Raw genomic sequence first — 19,341 nt, 5'->3', positions numbered from 1 at the left:
CGCCGCGAGAACGACGACTGCAAGAACGACGACCACAGAATAACGACCACAGAATAACGACCACAGAATATCGACCACAGAACCACGACAACGACCACCACAATAACGACAACACCGCTGCGGTCCATCGCGGCAGGGAGACTTTCATGCACGCCTTCACCGCCCACCTTCCCCGGTTTGTCTGCGCGGGGCTGATTGGACTGCTGCCCACCCTGGCGCCGCAGGCATCCATCGCCCAGGACGCCTACCCGAACCATGCCATCCGGCTGATCGTTCCCTTCCAGGCCGGCAGCGCGACCGACGCGGCCGCGCGGGTGGTCGGACAGAAAATGTCGGCCAGCCTGGGCCAGACGGTCATCATCGACAACCGTGTCGGCGCCAGCGGATTCATTGGCGCCGAAGCCGTGGTGCGCGCCGCGCCCGACGGCTACACGATCCTGCTGGGCACGGTCAGCACCCAGGCCATCGGCCCCAGCCTGAACAGCAACCTGTCGTTCGACCCGGAAAAGGACCTGACGCCGATCGGGTTGATCGGCTCGTCGCCCTACGTGCTGGTGACGGCGTCCAAGATGCCCTATGCCGACCTGCAGGCCTTCATTGCGCAGGCCAGGGCCCAGCCGGGCAAGCTGACCTATGCGTCGGCCGGCACGACCAGCATGGCCAATCTGTCGGCGCAGTTGCTGTCGACTCTGGCCAAGATCCAGATGACGCATGTCCCGTACAAAAGCTCGGCGCAATCGGTCACGGATACCCTGAACGGCACCATCGACATCCAGTTCGGATCGGTCATGCCCGTCCTGCCGCATGTGAAAACCGGCGCCCTGAAAGCGCTGGCCGTCACCGGCGCGCAGCGGATGCCGCTGCTGCCCGACGTGCCGACCGTGGCCGAAGCGGGCATGAAGGGCTACGAGACGGGATTGTGGATGGGCCTGTTCGCGCCCAAGGGCACGCCGGCGCCGGTGCTCGATCGCCTGTCGACATCGCTTACTGCCGCGCTGGCGGATGCAGACGTGGACAAGGCCTTGCTGGGTCAGGGCATTCAGGGCATGCGCGTGAGCCGCGGCGAGCTGACGGGCTTCGTACGCAGCGAAACGGAAAAGTGGAGCCGCGTCGTCAAAGCGGCGGGCATCACTGCGGAATGAGGTCCGCCCGGACTTCGCGAACGCGCTCGTCCACGTAATACCCGCCGTACTCCGTGTACCGCAGGAACAGGCGGCTGCAGGTGCGGCAGCGCCACACGTCGCAGCGGTTGTACGGGAACCAGTCGGGCGCAATGGGGGCATCGGCCGACCAGCCGTGCGTGCCGTCGGGGTGGTGTTCCTCGACCGTGGGCGTGTCGTCATCGGGGGACCGCAGGGTCGCGACCGGTTCCAGACGGTTCTGGTCAAAGTACACCGGCAGCGATTCCCACCCGGGGCAGACCAAGGCGTGACAGGCCGGGCAGGCGGCTGCAACCGGGTTGGTATTGCGGGAAGATTGCGCGGCGTGGGCGGCCTGCCGAAGGTCGGCGGCGGTCCAGCGCGAAAGAGAGGCAGCGTCCATGCCGCATTGTAGGCGGTCGACTTCGCTACAATCGAGAGATCGCAACCCTCTTTTGCAGGTGCCCCATGGCTCGAATGATTCAATGCGTCAAACTCAAGCGCGAAGCCGAAGGGCTGGATTACGCCCCCTACCCCGGTGAACTGGGCGCGCGCATCTACCAGAACGTGTCAAAAGAAGCATGGGCCGACTGGGTGCAGAACCAGACGCGCCTGGTCAACGAAAACCGCCTGAACCTGGCCGACAGCCGCGCCCGCAAGTACCTGGCGCAGCAGATGGAAAAGTTCCTGTTCGAAGGCGGCACGGTAGACGTGCACGGCTACGTGCCCCCGACGGCCTGACCGCCGCCAGCCCGGCGCCCACCCGTGCCGGCCTGAGCTCAGCAATAAAAAAAGACCGATGCTGCATCCGCGCATCGGTCTTTTTTTATCCGCAACCTGTCCGGCGCGCCGGGCCACCGGCCCCGCGGCGTGCCCGGATCGCAGCGATCAGTTGGCGGCGGCTTCGCGTTCCACGTTGTCGACACCCGTGTGGCGCACATCGCGGCCCTTGACCATGTACACCACCAGTTCGCACATGTTCTTGGCGTGGTCGCCAATGCGTTCCAGCGCCTTCGCGATGAACAGCAGTTCGATCGACCGCGAAATGGTGCGCGGATCTTCGATCATGTACGTGACCAGTTGGCGGATCACGCCTTGCCATTCGGCATCGACGACCTTGTCCTGGCGCACGACCTGGGCGGCGGCTTGCGCGTCCAGGCGCGCAAAGGCGTCCAGCGCCTTGCGCAGCATGGTGACCACGCTGTTGGCCATGTGCCAGAGTTCGACGGCCGGCATGTTCATGCGGCCGGCCTCATGGATGAGCTTGGCCATGCGCGCGATCTTCTCGGCTTCGTCGCCGGCGCGTTCCATGTCGGTAATCATCTTGATGACCGTGATCATCATGCGCAGGTCACCCGCGGCCGGCTGACGGCGCGCCAGGATGTGGCTGCACGCCTCGTCCAGTTCGATCTCGAAGCGGTTGACTTCGGCGTCGCGCTGCACGACGGCATCGAGCGCCACCAGGTCGCCGTTCGCCAGGCCATCGATCGCCGCAGTGATCTGTGACTCGACCAGGCCGCCCATCTGGAGGAAGCGCGAGCGGACCTCTTCGAGTTCAGCGTCGTATTGTTTGTGGGTATGTTCAGTCATGCCGGCTCCTTACGAGACAATGGCAGAGTAGCGAGGGCGAATTCCAGCACGCAGTTTATGAACATCATGTGACCGGAATATGTCGCCGCGAAGAGTGCCGCAAATGGCGTCGCATAACGGCCACAGGCGCCGCGGCGCCTGCAGCACGTCAGCGGAGGTTCACACGTGGCGGGGTTTGTCCAGCCGGCGCACGCCGGACTGGGTCGCCAGCAGGGCCACGTCGGCGCCGCGCAGGGCGAACAGGCCGTTGGTGACGATGCCCGGAATGTCGTTCAGCACCTTTTCGAGCCCTTGCGGTTCGGTGATGCGCATGCCTTTGACATCGAGGATGATGTTGCCGTTGTCAGTGGTGAACCCGGCGCGCAGAGTGGGCGTGCCGCCCAGGAGGCGCACGATGCGCGCGACCGCTTCGCGCGCCATCGGGATCACCTCGATGGGCAGCGGGAACGTCCCCATGTGGTCCACCAGCTTGGACTCATCGGCAATGCAGATGAATTTCTCGGCCACCGACGCCACGATCTTTTCGCGTGTGAGCGCGCCGCCGCCGCCCTTGATCATATGAAGATGATCGTCGATCTCGTCAGCGCCATCCACATAGATAGGCATCCATGCCACGTCGTTCAGATCGAAGACGTCGATGCCGTGCGACGCCAGACGGGCCGCGCTGCGTTCGGAACTCGCGACCGCGCCGCGGATGCGGCCCTGGTAGGCCGCAAGGCCATCGATGAACAGGTCGGCGGTCGAACCGGTGCCGACACCGATCACGACGTCGGGCGCGGCCACCTCGTCGACGAATTGCAGGGCCGCATCGGCCGCCTGCTGCTTGAGTTCCTGTTGAGAAAGCATGGCATCTAAGTAAAAAGTGCGGGCGCAAGGCGCGCGGATTGGACTGGAGCGGACACTGTAGCAGAGGTGCCCGCACCCTTGATATCAACACCGGTGCGGCCCCGGCCGGGCGGGAAATTCAGGCGGGATCCTCGGTCGTCATCGGCGCGGGCGCGACCGCCACCGAGGGCGGCCACGCGCGCGCCAGGATGGCGTCGACCAGGGTCTCGGGCACCCCGCCATCGCCCGCGAGCCAGCTCGATCCGCCCAGCCGGGCCGCAATGAAGGCCTGCGACACCGGCAGCGGCGCGTGCCGCATCAGGATCGCGCTTTGCAGCAGCAAGGCCAGCAGGCTGGCGGCGCGGCGGGCCTGGTACGGCGATGGCTCGGCGCACAGCACCAGGCATTCGTCCAGGGCCCGGTCGTACGCGGCATGGATGCCGACGCCATTGCGCAGTTCGGCCACCAGGACCGCAAAGGACTCGGGCTCGCGCGCGATCGCGCGCTGCACGTCCAGGCACATGACGTTGCCGGACCCTTCCCAGATCGCATTGACCGGGGCTTCGCGGAACAGGCGCGGCATGGGGCCGGCTTCGACATAGCCATTGCCGCCCCAGGTTTCCAGGCATTCGCCGATGGCGGCCACCGTGCGTTTGGTCACCCAATACTTGGCGGCGGGCGTGACGATGCGGCGGATCGCGCGTTCCAGCAGATCGTCGGGCCGGTCAAAGGCGCCAGCCAGCCGCAAGGCCAATGCCGTGGCGGCTTCGCTTTCCAGCGCCAGGTCGGCCAGCACGTGGCGCATCAAGGGCTGATCCAGCAGCCGCGCACCGAACGCCCGCCGACCGGCGCAGTGGTGCACGGCCTGCACGACCGCTTGCCGCAACAATGCCGCGCTGCCGGCCACGCAATCGAGCCGCGTCAGCGTGGCCATGGTCAGCAGCAACTGCAGGCCCCGCCCAGGCTCGCCGACCATGACACCCCAGGCATCGCAAAATTCCACTTCGGCGCTCGGGTTGCTGCGGTTGCCCAGCTTGTCTTTCAGGCGCTGGATGTGCACGGCGTTGCGGGTGCCATCGGGCCGCCAGCGCGGCACGAAAAAGCAGCACAGTCCGCTCTCGGCCTGCGCCAGCACCAGGTGCGCATCGGACTGCGGCACCGAATAGAACCACTTGTGACCCACCAGCCGATAGGCCTGGCCGCGGCCGTGGGTGCCGGATGGATGCAGGGGCGCGGCGCGCGTACGGGTGTCGCGCAGGTCGGACCCGCCCTGCTTTTCCGTCAGCCCCATGCCGATCAGCGCCGATCGTTTCTGCGTGATGGGCTGGTCCGACGGATCGAAGTCGGTGGATCGCATGGCGGGCAGCCAGTCGCGGGCAAAGTCGATCGCGCCGGCCGGTTCGTTGTCCAGCACGGCGGACGCGGCAAAGGTCATGGTGGTGGGGCACAGGGTGCCGGCTTCGACCTGGCCCTGCATCAGGTAGCCGGCAATGCGGGCTACGTGCGATCCCGGTCCCGACGCGCCCTCGCTGCCTTCGCCTGCCATTGCCCAGGGTCCGGCATGCAGGCCCTGCTTCCATATGCCGGTGAGCAAGGTAGTCCAGGCCGGATGGCAGTCGATTTGGTCGACACGCCGTCCCACGGTGTCGAACGCAAGCAGTTCAGGGGGGTGCCGATTGGCAAGGCGGCCCGCGTCCCGCGTCGATGCCAGACCCAGCCACGCGCCATGCGCTTCCAGCGCCGGCACGTGTGCCGCGGCGCCTTCGCGCTGCACCCCTTCACGCAAGGCGTCGTCAGTGGCAAACAGCGAGTAATCGGGAAGGGGATCGACCTGGTTGTCGACGTCATGCGTACTGAAGCGATCCATCATGCCTCCTTGCCGTGATCCACGACATGGTTGTCCATGGCAACAATGCGATCATCGCAGCGATGGCATCATCCGGGGCTGGCCGCGGCGTCGTCCGCCTCTTCGCTTGCCATATCTTCGGGCCGCGTGCCGAGCAGACGTTGAGCGTCGGTCTCTGGCAGCGCTTCCACGCTCTTCAAGTTTCGAAGCATGGCACGAGTCCGGGTTTCCGTCTGACCGATCTTGTTGCTGGCGGTTTCGAGCGTTTTCTTCACGCTGGCAAGCGCCTCGCCGAACTTGCCGAACTCGGACTTGACCGCGCCCAGCACATTCCAGACTTCGGACGACCGCTGCTCGATCGCCAGCGTGCGGAACCCCATCTGCAGGCTGTTGAGCAGCGCCGACAGATTGCTCGGGCCGGCCACATTGATGCGCAGGGCCTGCAGGCGGTCCATCAGCGCCGTGCGCCGCAGCACCTCGGCATACAAGCCTTCGGTCGGCAGGAACATGATTGCAAAGTCAGTGGTATGCGGTGGCGCGACGTATTTGGTGCCGATGCGTCTGCCTTCCAGTTCGACGCCTTTTTCAAATGCGGCGCCTGCAGTGCGCACCGCGTCGATGTCGGCGCGGTCCTGCGCATCCACCAGACGTTCGTATTCTTCTTTGGGGAACTTGGCATCGATCGGCAGCCACACCGGCACGCTGCCATCACCCCGGCCCGGCAGGCGAATCGCAAATTCCACGAGTTCATCGCTGCCCGGCACCGGCTTGACGTTGCGGGCATATTGGGCCGGCGTCATGATCTGTTCGATCAGCATGCCCAGTTGCACTTCGCCCCAGGTGCCACGCGATTTCACATTCGTCAGTACCCGCTTGAGATCGCCCACGCCGGCCGCCAGGGTCTGCATTTCGCCCAGGCCCTTGTGCACGGATTCCAGTCGGTCCGACACCAGCTTGAACGATTCGCCCAGCCGCTGTTCAAGCGTGGCGTGCAGCTTTTCATCCACGGTGCGGCGCATTTCTTCGAGCTTGGCGCCGTTGTCGGCCTGCATGTCTTTCAGGCGCGTTTCGACCACGTTGCGCACGTCGGTCATGCGGCGCTCGTTGGCTTCCGTCAGGACACGAAGCTGCTGTTCGAAACGATCGGCAAACCCCTGCAAGGACGCCGCGCCCTCTTCGCGCGCCGCCACGGCATCGCGCGCAAGGGACGTGCGCAGGTGATCGAACCGTTCCTGCAGGTGCGCAGTGAGCGTGCTCAAATTCTGGGCGAAGGCATCGAGTTGCTGGTGCAGCAGCTGCGCCTGGTGCGCCTGCTGGCCGCCCAGGGCCTGCTGGTTTTGCGACAGGCTATGCGTCAGTTCCGTGCGCAAGCCGCGCATGGATTCGGCGATTTCGGTGCGCAAGGCACGTTGCGTCTCTTGCAAGTCGGCACGCAGCTGCCGCTCCAGATTGTCCTGCCGATCGAACATGGCTTCGACCGCGTCGGCCTCGGTGCCTTGCGGCCGCCGCAGCACTGCCACCCATGCGCCAATCGCCGCCAATACGGCAGCAGCTGCCGTCACCCATCCTACGATTTCGGTCAAAACCAGGCCCCTTCGAAAGACGGCATTCTAAAGGACGCGCCGGGGGCGGCATGGGGCGACATCCACCGTCACGTGTTGCGGTTGCGCATCCAGTCAGCGGTATTGAAGAACGAGGCCAGCAGCCGTTCAGCCAGACCCGCTTCGACCCCGACGTCCTGCATCGCGCGGCCCATGCACAGCACCCACTGATCGCGTTCCTTGCTGCCAATGGCGAACGGCATATGGCGCATGCGCAGGCGCGGATGGCCGAACTGGCTGACGTAATGGTCGGGGCCACCCATCCAGCCGCACAGGAACCAGAACAGGCGATTGCGGGCATTGTCCAGCGACGGACCGTGCGCGGCGCGCAACTCCTGCAGATCGTTGTCGAGGTCCATCAAGTCGTAGAACCTGTCCACCAATTCCTTGACGCGCGCTTCGCCGCCGATCAGCTCGTACACCGTGCGCGTGTGATCGGTCGGGGTCATCGGCTGCGTCGCCGGAATGGTGCTTGTCGTGTCTTCCATATCGTCTTGTCCAAACGTGCTATTCAGGCTTCGCGCAGGGTGGCCAGCGGCGGCTGACGCAGCACGCCGCGCAAGCCCATCCAGCCGCCAATCACCGCGCAGCCAATCCCGATGCCCAGCCCGGCAAACCACACCCACACATTGGGCGACAGCGCGAAGTTGAACACGAAACGCGCCAGGGCCCAGGCGACCGCGGTGGCGCCGACCGACGCCAGCAATCCGGCCAGCGCACCAATGGCCGACAGTTCCAGCCACTGCGCCATGGACAGCTGCCGCCGTGTCGCGCCCAGTGCGCGGAGCAGGCCCGCCTCGCGCACGCGTTCGTCTCGGGTGGAGGCCAGGGCCGCATAGAGCACCAGGCAGCCGGCGGCCAAGGTGAACAGGAACAGGAACTGCACGGCGGCAATGACCTGGTCCAGCACCGACTGGACCTGGCGCAGGATCGCGCCGGTATCAAAAATCGTCAGGTTGGGAAATTCCTTGATCAGCGCGTTGGTAAAGCCGACCTTGGACTCGGGCAGATGAATCGACGTGATCCAGCTTTGCGGCATGGGCTCGAGCACCTGCGGCGACATGATCGCAAAGAAGTTGACCTTCATGGAATCCCAATCGAGCGCGCGCAGGCTGGTCACCTTCACGTCGACGACGTTGCCGGCAATGTCGTACTTGAGCTGGTCACCCAGCTTCAGGTTCAGCGTCTTGGCGATCCCCGTTTCCATGGACACTTCGGCCTGCCCAGGGGCCAGCCACTGGCCCGCCTCGACCCGGTTGTGGCCCGGCAGATCACGCATGTACGACAGGTTGAACTCACGATCCACCAGTCGCTTGGCGCGTTCGTCTTCGAACTGGTCGGGGCCGATCGGCGTGCCGTTCACCTCGATCAGGCGGCCGCGCACCATGGGGTAGAGCTCGACCTGCGGCAGGCCGGCTTCCTTCAGGCGCTGGGCGATCAGGTCCCGTTGTTCCGGCTGGATGTTGATCACGAACCGGTTCGGCGCATCGGCCGGCGCGGACCGCCGCCACCCTTCCACCAGATCGGTACGAGTAATGGACAACAGCAACAAGGCCATCAAGCCGATCGCCAGCGCGCAGACCTGCGCCACCGTCGCGCCGCGGCGGCGTACCACGCCCGCCAAGGCAAAGCGCAGCGCCACGGACCCATGGCGCCAGTGCCGGACGAGTTCCAGCAGCCGCACGCCAAACCACGCCACGCCCGCAAACACCGCAAAGCCGCCAAGGAATCCCCCCGCGATCATGAGGCCCAGGCGCAGGTCGCGCGCAAACCAGACCAGCAGCAGGCAGAAACCCAGGGCGCCCAGCGCGTACCCCAGCGCGGTCCGCGCCTGCGGCACGCCGGTATCGCGCCGCAGCACACGCACCGGCGGCACGTGGCGCAACTGGGCCAGCGGTGGCAAGGCAAATCCGAGCAAGAGCCACACGCCCGCCAAAAAGCCCTGGAAGGCGGGCAAGGGCGAGGCAGGCGGAAGATCGGACGTGATCAACCCGCCCAAGGCGAATATCAGGCCTTCATGCGCGGCATAGCCGATCGCGCTGCCGACGGCCGCTGCAATGACGGCCACAATGAAGAATTCGACCGCAAACAGCCGGGTCAGGTGCGACTGGGTCGCGCCCAGGCAACGCATGACGGCCACGCTTTCGATGTGACGCAGCGTGAATCGCCGGGCCGACAGGGCCACGGCTACCGCGGCCAGCAGCGCCGCCAGCAGTGCGACCAGGGACAGGAACTGCTGCGCGCGGTCGATGGTCTGGCGCATTTCCGGACGGCCCGATTCGATGGAATCGACCCGCTGTCCGCGGCCGAGGTTGTCGTTCAGCCAGTTGGAAAAACCGCGAATGTCGCCGGGATTGCCGGCGATCAGGGTGCGGTAGGTGACGCGGCTGCCAAAGGCGATGAGGCCGGTCGCGGCAACGTCATCGGTACGGATCATGACGCGGGGCGCCACATTGATGAAGTTCATGCCCTTGTCGGGCTCGACCACGATCACCCGGTCGATCTGGAAGGACTTGTCGCCCAGCACGATGGAATCGCCCATCTTCACGTCCAGCAGCGCAAGCAACTGGCCGTCCACCCAGACCTTGCCCGGAGGCGGCACGTCGCGGGTGACCTGGTCCGGCCCCTCGGGCGCCTGCGCCACACGCAGGTTCCCCCGCAGCGGATAGCCTGGCGCGACGGCTTTGAGCGACGCCAGCTGCGATCGCTGCGCGTCGCCCCGCCCGGCGCTCGCCATGGACGGGAACTGCAGGGTGTCGGCCACCGTGAGCCCCTCGGCTTGCGCCCGCGCCCGCAATTCCGGCGACACCGGCGCATCGGCATTGATCACCAGATCGGCGCCCAGCAACTGACCGGCGTCGCGTTCCAGCGCGAGCCGGATCCGGTCGGCCAGGAAGCCCACGCTGGTGACCGATGCCACCGCAATCACCAAGGCCAGGCCAAGCAGTTTGAGTTCCCCGGCGCGCCAGTCGCGCGTGGTCATGCGCCACGCCTGAAGGAAGACGGCAAAGGACGAGCGGCGCGCAGGCGAGGCAGTGGTCATGGACAGGTCGAACCCGGGAGGAAACACAGACTGGAAGAAGAACCCACGACGGCGGGCCGCAGGCCGCAGCAGCGGCACGGGCGGACACGTCTTGTGGCCGATCGAAGCGCCGCCGCGATGGCACGCCCATGGTATCGGACCGCGACGGCCGTGCAGGGTTCACGCCACGATCAACACTGTAACCGGCGCTAGTGTCGCGCTGTAGCGACATGCTATGCAACAATCTATGCTGATAAGTCGACGCTATCACTGTCATCGGAACTATTCATTTTACGGTCGTGCCCGGCATCGATATTGTTGAGCCCTGACAGCACTGCGCAGCGGCATGGCCGCATCGCAGGCTGCACCCAGTTTCCCAGGAGAATCCGAGAATGACCAAGCTCACCACCGCCACCGGCGCCCCCGTCGCCGACAACCAGAATTCCCGCACTGCCGGCGCCCGCGGTCCTGTGCTGCTCGAAGACTTCCACCTGCTTGAAAAGCTGCAGCACTTCAACCGTGAACGCATTCCCGAGCGCGTCGTGCACGCCAAGGGGTCGGGCGCCTACGGCGTATTCGAGGTGACCAAGGACATCAGCCAGTACACCTGTGCCGATGTGCTGTCCGGCATCGGCAAGAAGACCGACGTGCTGTTCCGCTTTTCGACCGTTGGCGGCGAGAAGGGGTCGGCCGACACCGATCGCGACCCGCGCGGCTTTGCCATGAAGTTTTATACCGAGGAAGGCAACTGGGATCTGGTTGGCAACAACACCCCCGTATTCTTTATCCGTGACGGCATCAAGTTCCCGGACTTCATCCACACGCAAAAGCGCGATCCGCTGACCAACCTGAAAAGCCCCACCATGAAGTGGGACTTCTGGTCCTTGTCGCCGGAATCGCTGCACCAGGTCACCATCCTGTTTTCGGACCGCGGCACGCCAGACGGCTATCGCCACATGCACGGTTTCGGCAGCCACACCTTCAGCCTGATCAATGCCGAAGGCCAGCGCGTATGGTGCAAGTTCCACTTCCTGACGCTGCAAGGCATCAAGAACCTGGACCCGGCCGAAGCCACCCGCCTGGCCGGGACGGACCCGGACTACGCGCAGCGCGATCTGTTCGAATCGATCGAAGCCGGCAACTTCCCGCGCTGGAGCGTCAACATCCAGGTGATGACGGAAGCGCAAGCCATGAGCACCCCCTTCGATCCGTTCGACCTGACCAAGGTGTGGCCGCATGCCGATTTCCCGCTGATCGAAGTAGGCATCGTGACGCTGAACCGCAACCCCGAAAACTACTTTGCCGAGATCGAGCAGGCCGCGTTTTCGCCGTCGTCGATCGTGCGCGGCATCGGTTTCAGCCCCGACAAGATGCTGCAGGCCCGCTTGTTCGCCTATCACGATGCCCACCTGTATCGCGTCGGCACCAATTACCAGGCGCTGCCGGCCAACCGGTCCAAGGTTGAGGTTCGCAACTATCAGCGCGACGGCGCCATGCGCTTTGACGGCAACAGCGGCCGCGCGCCGAATTACGAGCCGAACAGCTACGCCGATGCGCCCAAGGAAGACCCGGCCTACCGTGAAGCGCCCCTGGCGCTGGATGGCCCGGCCGACCGGTACAACCACCGCGTGGGCAACGACGATTACACGCAGGCGGGGGATCTGTATCGCCTGATGAGTCCGGAGCAGAAGGCGCAACTGATCTCGAATATCGTTGGCGACATGCAGACCGTGCCGCGCGAAATCCAGATCCGCCAGATCGCGCACTTCACCAAGGCGGACCCGGCCTATGGCGCAGGGGTGGCACAAGGGCTCGGCATCGATCGTTGATGTCGTCAACGTCGATGCCGCCGACGTTGTGGATGTCAACGTTGCGGATGTCAACGTTGCAGTGGTCAACGTTGCAGTGGTCAACGTTGTGTTCCTCAACGTTGCCTTGATCAACGACCTGGCGGTCGGAATTGACGGGGATCGCCATGTTCCTCAAGCCTTCCGGGCTCGCGCCGGGAAGGCTTTTTTCATGCCGCAAACTTCTTTGCGCCCGCCACGCACCCCACGGCGCACAGCGTCACGATCATCATCATGGCGCTGACGGTTTCATGCAGCAGCAAGGCAGCAAGCGCCAGGCCGAAGAAGGGCTGCAGCAGCTGCAGTTGCCCGACCCCGGCAATACCGCCCACGGCCAGCCCGCGGTACCAGAAGATGAAACCGATCAGCATGCTGAAGACCGACACATAGGCAAAACCCCACCAGGCCGGCGCCGTCACATGATCGAACGTGGACGGCAACGTCCATAACGCCATCGGCAGCATGACCGGCAAGGACAGCACCAGCGCCCAGCTGATCACCTGCCAGCCGCCCAACCGGCGGGACAGGCGGGCGCCTTCGGCATAACCCATGCCGCACACGATGATGGCGGCCAGCATCAGCAGGTCTCCTTGAATCACGTTGCCGCCGGAAGTTGCCGGCATGGCGCCCGATGCCGCAAAGCCGACCACGCAGGCGCTGCCCGCCAGCGAAAATGCCCAGAACGCCGCGCGGGGCCGCTCGCCGCCCCGGAGCACGCCGAACAGCGCGGTGCAGATCGGCAGCAGGCCGATGAAGACGATGGAATGCGCCGACGACACGTGCTGGAGCGCCAGCGCGGTCAGCAACGGAAAGCCCAGCACGCAACCCAGGGCCACGATGGCAAGCGGCGCCAGGTGGTTGCGCGTTGGTCGGCGCTGCTGCAGCACGAGCAACAGCAACCCGCCAAGGGCGGCCGCAATCGTGGCGCGGGCGCTGGTCAGGAACAGGGGATCGAAAGCCGCAACGGCCACGCGGGTGGCTGGCAAAGACCCCGCAAAAATAACCACGCCGATCAAGCCGTTCACCCATGCGCCGGTTGCTCTGTCCATCGCCTGCTCCGTGTTGTCGATGGAAGCAGTAGAGCATTGCGACAGGGCTATTTCCAGGCACACTCCAGTACAATATCTCGAAACTGTACTGGCCGTATCACGTATACGGTCCGCTCTGCGACGGTCAGACCCTCGTCTCGCATTACGCATCGGTCAGTACTGCCTCATGCAGTCGCTCGATCATTCCGCAACCCCCGCTGCTCGTCTGCCCATGCTCAACGCCCCTCCCCCCACCCGCATCGACACGGTCATGGCCGCCATCCGCGCCCGGATCGCTTCGCGCGCCTGCCTGCCTGGCAGCCGGCTGCCCTCGGTCAGGGCGCAGGCCAAGGCCATGGCGGTGTCGGTATCCACCGTGGTCGAAGCCTACGACCGTCTGGTGGCCGAAGGCAGCATCACGTCCCGACCGGGCTCGGGCTTCTACGTCGCCGGCCCGATTGCACCGCTTGCCCTGGCGCAACTGGGCCCGCCGCGCGATCGTGACGTCGATCCGCTATGGGTGTCGCGGCAGTCGCTCGAAGCCGATCCGGCCGTGCTGAAACCGGGCTGCGGCTGGCTCCCCGCGTCGTGGATGTACGAAGCGGGCATGCGCAAGGCCTTGCGGGCGGCCGCCCGCGCCGATGTGTCGTCGCTGGCCGACTACGCCACCCCGCTCGGCCATCTGGCGCTGCGGCAACTGCTGGCCCGACGGCTGGCGCAACAAGGCATCGACGTGCCGGCCAGCCAGGTCATGCTGGCCGAATCGGGCACGCAGGCGGTCGATCTGATCTGCCGCTTCCTGCTGCAGCCTGGCGACACGGTGCTGGTGGACGACCCGTGTTATTTCAACTTCCACGCGCTGTTGAAGGCGCATCGCGTCACGGCGGTGGGTGTGCCCTACACGCCGACCGGCCCGGATCTGGACGCGTTCGCCGCCGCGCTGCAGGCGCACGCGCCGCGGCTCTATATCACCAATGCCGGCATCCACAACCCGACCGGCGCGACCCTGTCGCCGGTCACGGCGCATCGGCTGCTCAAGCTGGCGGAGGCGTCCGATCTTGTCATCGTGGAAGACGACATCTTTGCCGACTTCGAGGAGACCGCCGCTCCGCGGCTGGCGGCCTACGACGGGCTGGCGCGCGTGATCCAGATCGGCAGCTTTTCCAAGACGATTTCAGCGGCCTTGCGCTGCGGCTACATCGCGGCCCGCGCCGACTGGATCGAAAGCCTGGCCGACCTGAAACTGGCGACCAGCTTCGGCGGCGGGCGGCTGGCGGCCGGCATCCTGTACACCGCGCTGACCGACAGCGGCTACCGCAAGCACATGGAAGCGGTGCGCCGCCGCCTGGCGCAGGCGCGCAGCACGACCCTCTTGCGGCTGGGAGCGATCGGCATCACGCCGTGGCTGGTGCCACAAGCCGGCATGTTCCTGTGGTGCGCCCTGCCCGATGGCAACGACGCCGCGGCGTTGGCCCGGGCCTGCCTGGCCGACGGCGTCGTGCTGGCGCCGGGCAATGCGTTCAGCCTGTCGCTGTGCGCCGGGGGCTTTTTGCGATTCAACGCGGCGCAGGCCGGCGACCCGCGTGTCATGGACGTGCTGGCGCGAGCGATGCAGCGGTGACGCTGCCCGGGGCTTGAGGCGTGGCCGGGCCTCACTTTGCTGCTACGAGTTATGTCCCATCGGGCGCATCGCCCGGCCCATGGTCTACAGTAGCTGTCAGCCCAGACCGAACAGGTTTTGACGAGACGTCTCATGCACATTCCCCTCTTTCCCCTAGGCAACCCGTTGTTCCCCGACGGGGTGATGCACCTGCAGATCTTCGAGGTGCGCTATCTCGACATGATCAAGAAAAGCATTGCCAACGAAACCCCGTTTGGCGTCGTGCCGCTGCTGAGCGGCCGCGAAGTGCGCACCCCCGAAAGCGGCGAAGTGCTGGCGGCTGCCGGCACGCTGGCGCGCATCGACGAATGGGCCGCGCCCATGGCCGGCCTGATGCAGCTGCGGTGCTCGGGCACCCAGCGCTTCCGGCTCACGTCGACCGAGCAAGGCAAGTTCGGCCTGTGGATGGGCGAGGCCGAACTGATCGAGCCCGAAGAAATCGTCACCACCATTCCCGGTTCGCTGATGCCCACGGTCAATGCGCTGGGCAAGCTGATCGCCGACATGCAGCACCGCGGCGTGCCGGTCAGCCAGATGCCTATTGGCGCCCCCTACCGGCTGGACGAAGCCGGCTGGGTCGCGAACCGCTGGTGCGAACTTTTGCCGCTGCCGGTGCCCGAAAGCCAGGCGCTGCTGCTCGAAGCCGACCCACTCATCCGGCTGCAGAACGTGCAGGCCTTCATGAACGAGCGCGGTCTGTTGTCATGAGCGGCACGGCCGTGGTGGTCATGGGCGTGTCGGGCTGCGGCAAGTCCACCGTGGGCAAGGCGTGCGCCGACGCCTTGGGCTGGGACTTCGTCGATGGCGACGATTTCCATTCCGACGCCAGCATTGCCAAGATGCGCGCCGGCGAACCGCTCACCGACAGCGACCGCGCCGAATGGCTGCAGCGCCTGGCCACCCTGCTGGCCGAAGCCTGCGCCAGTGGCCGGCGGCTGTTCCTGCCCTGCTCGGCGCTGCGCCGCGCCTATCGCGAACAATTGCGCAGCGCCTGCCCGGGCCTGCGCTTCGTGTTTTTGTCCTTGAGCCAGGACGACTCCCTGGCCCGCGTCACCCATCGGCATGGTCATTTCTTTGCTCCTGCCCTGGTCGCCAGCCAGTTCGCCACGCTCGAATCGCCTGCCCTCGAAGACGGTGTGCTGACGGTAGACGCCATGCTTCCTGTCGCCACGCTCACCGACCAGGTGAGTGCCTGGCTCGACCGCGCGTAGGACGCGCACTGACCGCGCGTGCACGCCCGACAACGCCGCAACAGATGGTTCGTGTAGCGCTCACCGAACCCAGGCACACTGACGAGTACCTGAAAAAAGTGTGATGTTGAGACACTGGGCACACAATTTGAGACGTTGGGCAAAGTGCCCGACAGGGTGATCTTCTAAGCTGTAAGGCCGCCTTATCACCGGGTTGATAAAGCGCGTCTGTCAGACAGACGCGTCGCCGTTGCTTGCGTGCTGTCCGGGCGGGCCGCACGTTGTGAGCCGTGTGACCGAGAGGAGCCATGATCAAACTCGTAGATGAACTTGCGCTGTTGAGCCGCAACCGCAAGGCGCCTGCACGTCCGCCCTGGTATCGCGGACGGGAGCAAGGACTGGAACGCTTGCGCAACTGCCTGCGCATGCGCGCCCATGCATCGCTGTGCAACGCCACCTTCGGGTTCGTCGCCGGCGCCGACCAGGCTGACTTCGCGTGCGCCATGCTTGGCGCCGAAGGCCTGCGCTGCCGGCTGGTTGAAGGCGGGCCCACGGCCTTGCTGGTCGTGGAATGGCTGGATGCCCCGCCGCCTGCCCTGCCCTTGAAGGCGCAATACGTTGTCGACGTCTTCTGGAACGTGACCGTGGTGCGCAACGACGACATGCCGTCCGTGTCCGCCATGGGGTAAGCCGCCCAAGCGGGGAAGCCCAGGGCGGCCAACTGACCGGGCCATAAAAAAAGCGGGGACTGCTCAACACAGTCCCCGCTTTTTGTTCGCCCCGCCCGACGGATCGGACGTGGCCGGGCCACCGTGGTGACCCGTCCTGCCCCGCTTACTGCTGGGGCGCCGGCTCGGCTTCGGCAGCCACGGCGATCGCCTTGATCGACAGGCGCAGACGGCCCTTGTCGTCAGCTTCGATGACCTTCACGCGGACCTGCTGGCCCACCTTCAGGACGTCGTTGATGTTGGCGATACGATGGTTCGCGATTTCCGAGATGTGCAGCAGACCGTCACGGCCTGGCAGCACCTGGACGATCGCGCCGAAGTCCAGCAGACGCAGCACGCTGCCGTCGTAGACCTGGCCCACTTCCACGTCGGCCGTCAAGTCGGCGATGCGGCGCTGGGCTTCCTTGGCGCGATCCAGATCCACGCTCGAAATGACGATGGTGCCGTCATCCGAGATATCGATCTGCGTGCCGGTTTCTTCGGTCAGTGCGCGGATGGTGGCGCCACCCTTGCCGATCACGTCGCGGATCTTTTCCGGATTGATTTTCATCGACAGCATGCGCGGCGCGAACGCCGACAGTTCGCCGCGCGACGAATCGATGGCTTCGCGCATCTTTTCCAGGATGTGCAGGCGGCCTTCACGGGCCTGCGCCAGTGCGACCTGCATGATTTCCTTGGTGATGCCCTGGATCTTGATGTCCATCTGCAGTGCGGTCACGCCATTGGCGGTACCGGCCACCTTGAAGTCCATGTCGCCCAGGTGATCTTCGTCGCCCAGAATGTCGGTCAGCACGGCGAACTTGCCGCCGTCCTTGATCAGGCCCATGGCCACACCGGCCACGTGATCCTTGACCGGCACGCCGGCGTCCATCATGGCCAGCGAACCGCCGCAAACCGAGGCCATCGACGACGAACCGTTCGATTCGGTGATTTCCGACACGACGCGGATGGTGTACTGGAAATCCTGCGGTGCGGGCAGCAGCGGCGTCAGCGCGCGCTTGGCCAGCTTGCCGTGACCGACTTCACGACGCTTCGGCACGCCGATGCGACCGGTTTCGCCGGTGGCGAACGGAGGCATGTTGTAGTGAAGCATGAAGCGGTCGCGGTACTCGCCCATCAGGGCGTCGATGATCTGCTCGTCCTGCTTGGTGCCCAGCGTGGCGATGACCAGCGCCTGGGTTTCACCGCGGGTGAACAGCGCGCTCCCGTGGGCGCGCGGCAGCACACCCAGGCGGACGCTGATCGGACGCACGGTACGCGTGTCGCGGCCGTCGATACGGGGTTCGCCATTCAGGATCTGGCTGCGGACGATCTGCGATTCGAATTCGAACAGGATGTTGTCGACGTCGACCGAGCTGTATTCGGCGATGGCGCCCGACGACGCCTGTTCGGCCAGCGCGCTCTTGACCTGCGCCGAGACATCACGCAGCTTGGTGGTGCGGGCCTGCTTGTCGCGGGTCTGGTAGGCGGCTTCCAGCGCGGCGTAACCGGCGCTGCGAACGGCGGCGATCAGCGGCTCGTTGCGGGCCGGCGCCTTCCAGTCCCACTCGGGCTTGCCGGCTTCGCGGACCAGTTCGTCGATCGTGCTGATGACGACCTGCATCTGCTCGTGACCGAACACCACGCCGCCGAGCATCACTTCTTCGGACAGCTGCTGGGCTTCGGATTCGACCATCAGCACGGCGTCGCGCGTGCCGGCGACCACCAGGTCGAGGGCCGAGGTCTTGAGCTGGCTGGCAGTCGGGTTCAGTACGTATTGGTCATTGATCCAACCCACGCGCGCGCCACCGATCGGGCCGGCGAACGGCAGGCCGGAAATAGCCATCGCGGCCGATGCACCGATCATCGCGGCGATGTCGGGATCGATCTCGGGATTGACCGACAGCGTGTGGATGACCACATGCACGTCGTTGTAGAAACCTTCGGGGAACAGCGGGCGCAGCGGACGATCGATCAGGCGCGAGGTCAGCGTTTCCTTTTCGGACGGCTTGCCTTCGCGCTTGAAGAACCCACCCGGGATACGACCGGCAGCGTAGGTCTTTTCGATGTAGTCGACGGTCAGCGGGAAGAAATCCTGGCCCGGCTTGATGCGCTTGGAGCCAACGACCGTGGCGAGCACCACGGTGTCTTCGATGGACACGAGGACGGCACCCGACGCCTGGCGAGCGAGTTCGCCGGTTTCGAGGGTGACGGTATGCTGGCCATACTGGAATGTTTTTGTGACTTTATTGAACATGACAGGCATCCTTTACGGTTGCCCTCCGGAAATGAAAATGCCTGTGACAGGTATTCCTGACACAGGCACTCTCCAATTCAGGAGGGAGGTGTTTTGGTGCCAGTCCCGCGCACCGCGCAGGACTGGAAACTCACGGAAAAGCCGGCCCACGCCGGGCGGGAAACCAGGGCGCATGGCATCGGGAATGACGACGCCATGACCTGCACCACCGCAGCGCGGGACAACGTTCCGTGCCCCCCGACAATCACTTGCGCAGACCGAGTTTCTCGATCAGACCGCGGTATGCATCGGCGTTGCGGCTCTTCAGGTAGTCGAGCAGCTTGCGGCGACGGCTCACCATGCGCAGCAGGCCGCGGCGCGAGTGATGGTCTTTGGTGTGGGCTTTGAAGTGACCGGTAAGTTCGTTGATACGAGCGGTCAAGAGCGCAACTTGCACTTCTGGCGAACCGGTGTCGCCTTGAGCACGTTGGAATTCGGTAACGATGGTAGCTTTATTGATGTCAGCGACGGACATGATTTCCTCTCCAGACAGGCGGCGAAGCCGAGGCGCCTCGCCGTGAATGTTTGATTGCAGATGTTGTTGATGCGAAGGGGTTAACCGCACCACTGCCCCGAAACGGTTCGAGGCA

General features: G+C 65.2%; 17 protein-coding genes. 7 read left to right on the top strand and 10 right to left on the bottom strand.

The genetic code is table 11. The annotated features are described in order from the left end of the window. Nucleotides 1–146: 146 nt before the first annotated feature. Nucleotides 147–1,142 (top strand): Bug family tripartite tricarboxylate transporter substrate binding protein, encoded by a 996-nt coding sequence (locus IE116_RS00215; protein ID WP_189608755.1) that lies wholly within the window; start codon nucleotides 147–149, stop codon nucleotides 1,140–1,142. Here the strand turns inward: IE116_RS00215 and IE116_RS00210 are convergent. Beyond that, entirely contained in the window at nucleotides 1,129–1,542 is a 414-nt protein-coding gene (locus IE116_RS00210) for a hypothetical protein (protein WP_189608753.1), read from the bottom strand. The genes IE116_RS00215 and IE116_RS00210 overlap by 14 nt on opposite strands. A 65-nt stretch (nucleotides 1,543–1,607) precedes the next feature. On the opposite strand from IE116_RS00210, the gene IE116_RS00205 reads away from it, so the two are divergent. Next, nucleotides 1,608–1,880: an oxidative damage protection protein gene (locus IE116_RS00205; protein ID WP_189608752.1), complete on the top strand. Its 273-nt coding sequence runs from the start codon at nucleotides 1,608–1,610 to the stop codon at nucleotides 1,878–1,880. A gap of 147 nt (nucleotides 1,881–2,027) precedes the next feature. Here IE116_RS00205 and phoU read toward each other — a convergent pair whose 3' ends face one another. The 6 genes from phoU to IE116_RS00175 form a co-directional block, all read right to left on the bottom strand. Further along, nucleotides 2,028–2,729, bottom strand: coding sequence for a phosphate signaling complex protein PhoU (gene phoU, locus IE116_RS00200; RefSeq protein ID WP_189608750.1), 702 nt, complete (start codon nucleotides 2,727–2,729; stop codon nucleotides 2,028–2,030). A gap of 159 nt (nucleotides 2,730–2,888) precedes the next feature. Continuing rightward, a complete protein-coding gene (gene rpiA, locus IE116_RS00195) occupies nucleotides 2,889–3,575 on the bottom strand; it encodes a ribose-5-phosphate isomerase RpiA (RefSeq protein WP_189608748.1) in 687 nt (228 codons plus the stop codon). Nucleotides 3,576–3,693: 118 nt separating this feature from the next. Next, on the bottom strand, nucleotides 3,694–5,421 hold the full coding sequence (locus IE116_RS00190; protein WP_189608746.1) for an isovaleryl-CoA dehydrogenase: 1,728 nt from the start codon (nucleotides 5,419–5,421) through the stop codon (nucleotides 3,694–3,696). Nucleotides 5,422–5,489: 68 nt separating this feature from the next. Beyond that, complete coding sequence (locus IE116_RS00185) at nucleotides 5,490–6,779, bottom strand: DNA recombination protein RmuC (RefSeq protein WP_444544106.1); 1,290 nt, start codon at nucleotides 6,777–6,779, stop codon at nucleotides 5,490–5,492. Nucleotides 6,780–7,051: 272 nt separating this feature from the next. Further along, complete coding sequence (locus IE116_RS00180) at nucleotides 7,052–7,489, bottom strand: group II truncated hemoglobin (RefSeq protein WP_189608744.1); 438 nt, start codon at nucleotides 7,487–7,489, stop codon at nucleotides 7,052–7,054. Nucleotides 7,490–7,512: 23 nt separating this feature from the next. Then, on the bottom strand, nucleotides 7,513–10,044 hold the full coding sequence (locus IE116_RS00175; RefSeq protein ID WP_373302913.1) for an ABC transporter permease: 2,532 nt from the start codon (nucleotides 10,042–10,044) through the stop codon (nucleotides 7,513–7,515). Nucleotides 10,045–10,415: 371 nt separating this feature from the next. Here IE116_RS00175 and IE116_RS00170 point away from each other — a divergent pair, with 371 nt between their 5' ends. After that, the gene (locus IE116_RS00170; RefSeq protein ID WP_189608742.1) at nucleotides 10,416–11,852 is read left to right on the top strand and encodes a catalase; all 1,437 of its coding nucleotides are present in this window, start codon (nucleotides 10,416–10,418) and stop codon (nucleotides 11,850–11,852) included. A 188-nt stretch (nucleotides 11,853–12,040) separates the two neighbouring features. Here IE116_RS00170 and IE116_RS00165 read toward each other — a convergent pair whose 3' ends face one another. Next, nucleotides 12,041–12,919: a DMT family transporter gene (locus tag IE116_RS00165; RefSeq protein ID WP_189608740.1), complete on the bottom strand. Its 879-nt coding sequence runs from the start codon at nucleotides 12,917–12,919 to the stop codon at nucleotides 12,041–12,043. A 211-nt stretch (nucleotides 12,920–13,130) separates the two neighbouring features. Here IE116_RS00165 and IE116_RS00160 point away from each other — a divergent pair, with 211 nt between their 5' ends. The 4 genes from IE116_RS00160 (at nucleotide 13,131) to IE116_RS00145 (ending at nucleotide 16,437) form a co-directional block, all read left to right on the top strand. Next, complete coding sequence (locus IE116_RS00160) at nucleotides 13,131–14,519, top strand: aminotransferase-like domain-containing protein (RefSeq protein WP_229827928.1); 1,389 nt, start codon at nucleotides 13,131–13,133, stop codon at nucleotides 14,517–14,519. A 132-nt stretch (nucleotides 14,520–14,651) separates the two neighbouring features. Next, entirely contained in the window at nucleotides 14,652–15,266 is a 615-nt protein-coding gene (locus IE116_RS00155; RefSeq protein WP_189608738.1) for an LON peptidase substrate-binding domain-containing protein, read from the top strand. After that, entirely contained in the window at nucleotides 15,263–15,769 is a 507-nt protein-coding gene (locus IE116_RS00150) for a gluconokinase (RefSeq protein WP_229827927.1), read from the top strand. Before IE116_RS00155 ends, IE116_RS00150 begins: the two co-directional genes overlap by 4 nt. 287 nt (nucleotides 15,770–16,056) lie before the next feature. Next, nucleotides 16,057–16,437, top strand: a complete 381-nt coding sequence (locus IE116_RS00145) for a hypothetical protein (RefSeq protein ID WP_189608735.1) — start codon at nucleotides 16,057–16,059, stop codon at nucleotides 16,435–16,437. 145 nt (nucleotides 16,438–16,582) lie between these two features. Here the strand turns inward: IE116_RS00145 and pnp are convergent, their stop codons facing one another. Both pnp and rpsO read right to left on the bottom strand, forming a co-directional pair. Then, nucleotides 16,583–18,712, bottom strand: coding sequence for a polyribonucleotide nucleotidyltransferase (gene pnp / locus IE116_RS00140; RefSeq protein WP_189608733.1), 2,130 nt, complete (start codon nucleotides 18,710–18,712; stop codon nucleotides 16,583–16,585). Nucleotides 18,713–18,956: 244 nt separating this feature from the next. Beyond that, on the bottom strand, nucleotides 18,957–19,226 hold the full coding sequence (gene rpsO / locus IE116_RS00135; RefSeq protein WP_179588404.1) for a 30S ribosomal protein S15: 270 nt from the start codon (nucleotides 19,224–19,226) through the stop codon (nucleotides 18,957–18,959). Nucleotides 19,227–19,341: the final 115 nt, after the last annotated feature.

Source organism: Pigmentiphaga litoralis (genome assembly GCF_014651835.1).
Lineage (GTDB): Bacteria > Pseudomonadota > Gammaproteobacteria > Burkholderiales > Burkholderiaceae_B > Pigmentiphaga > Pigmentiphaga litoralis.
Note: the sequence above shows the minus strand (reverse complement) of the source record. Positions and strands in the feature narration are given on the sequence as shown.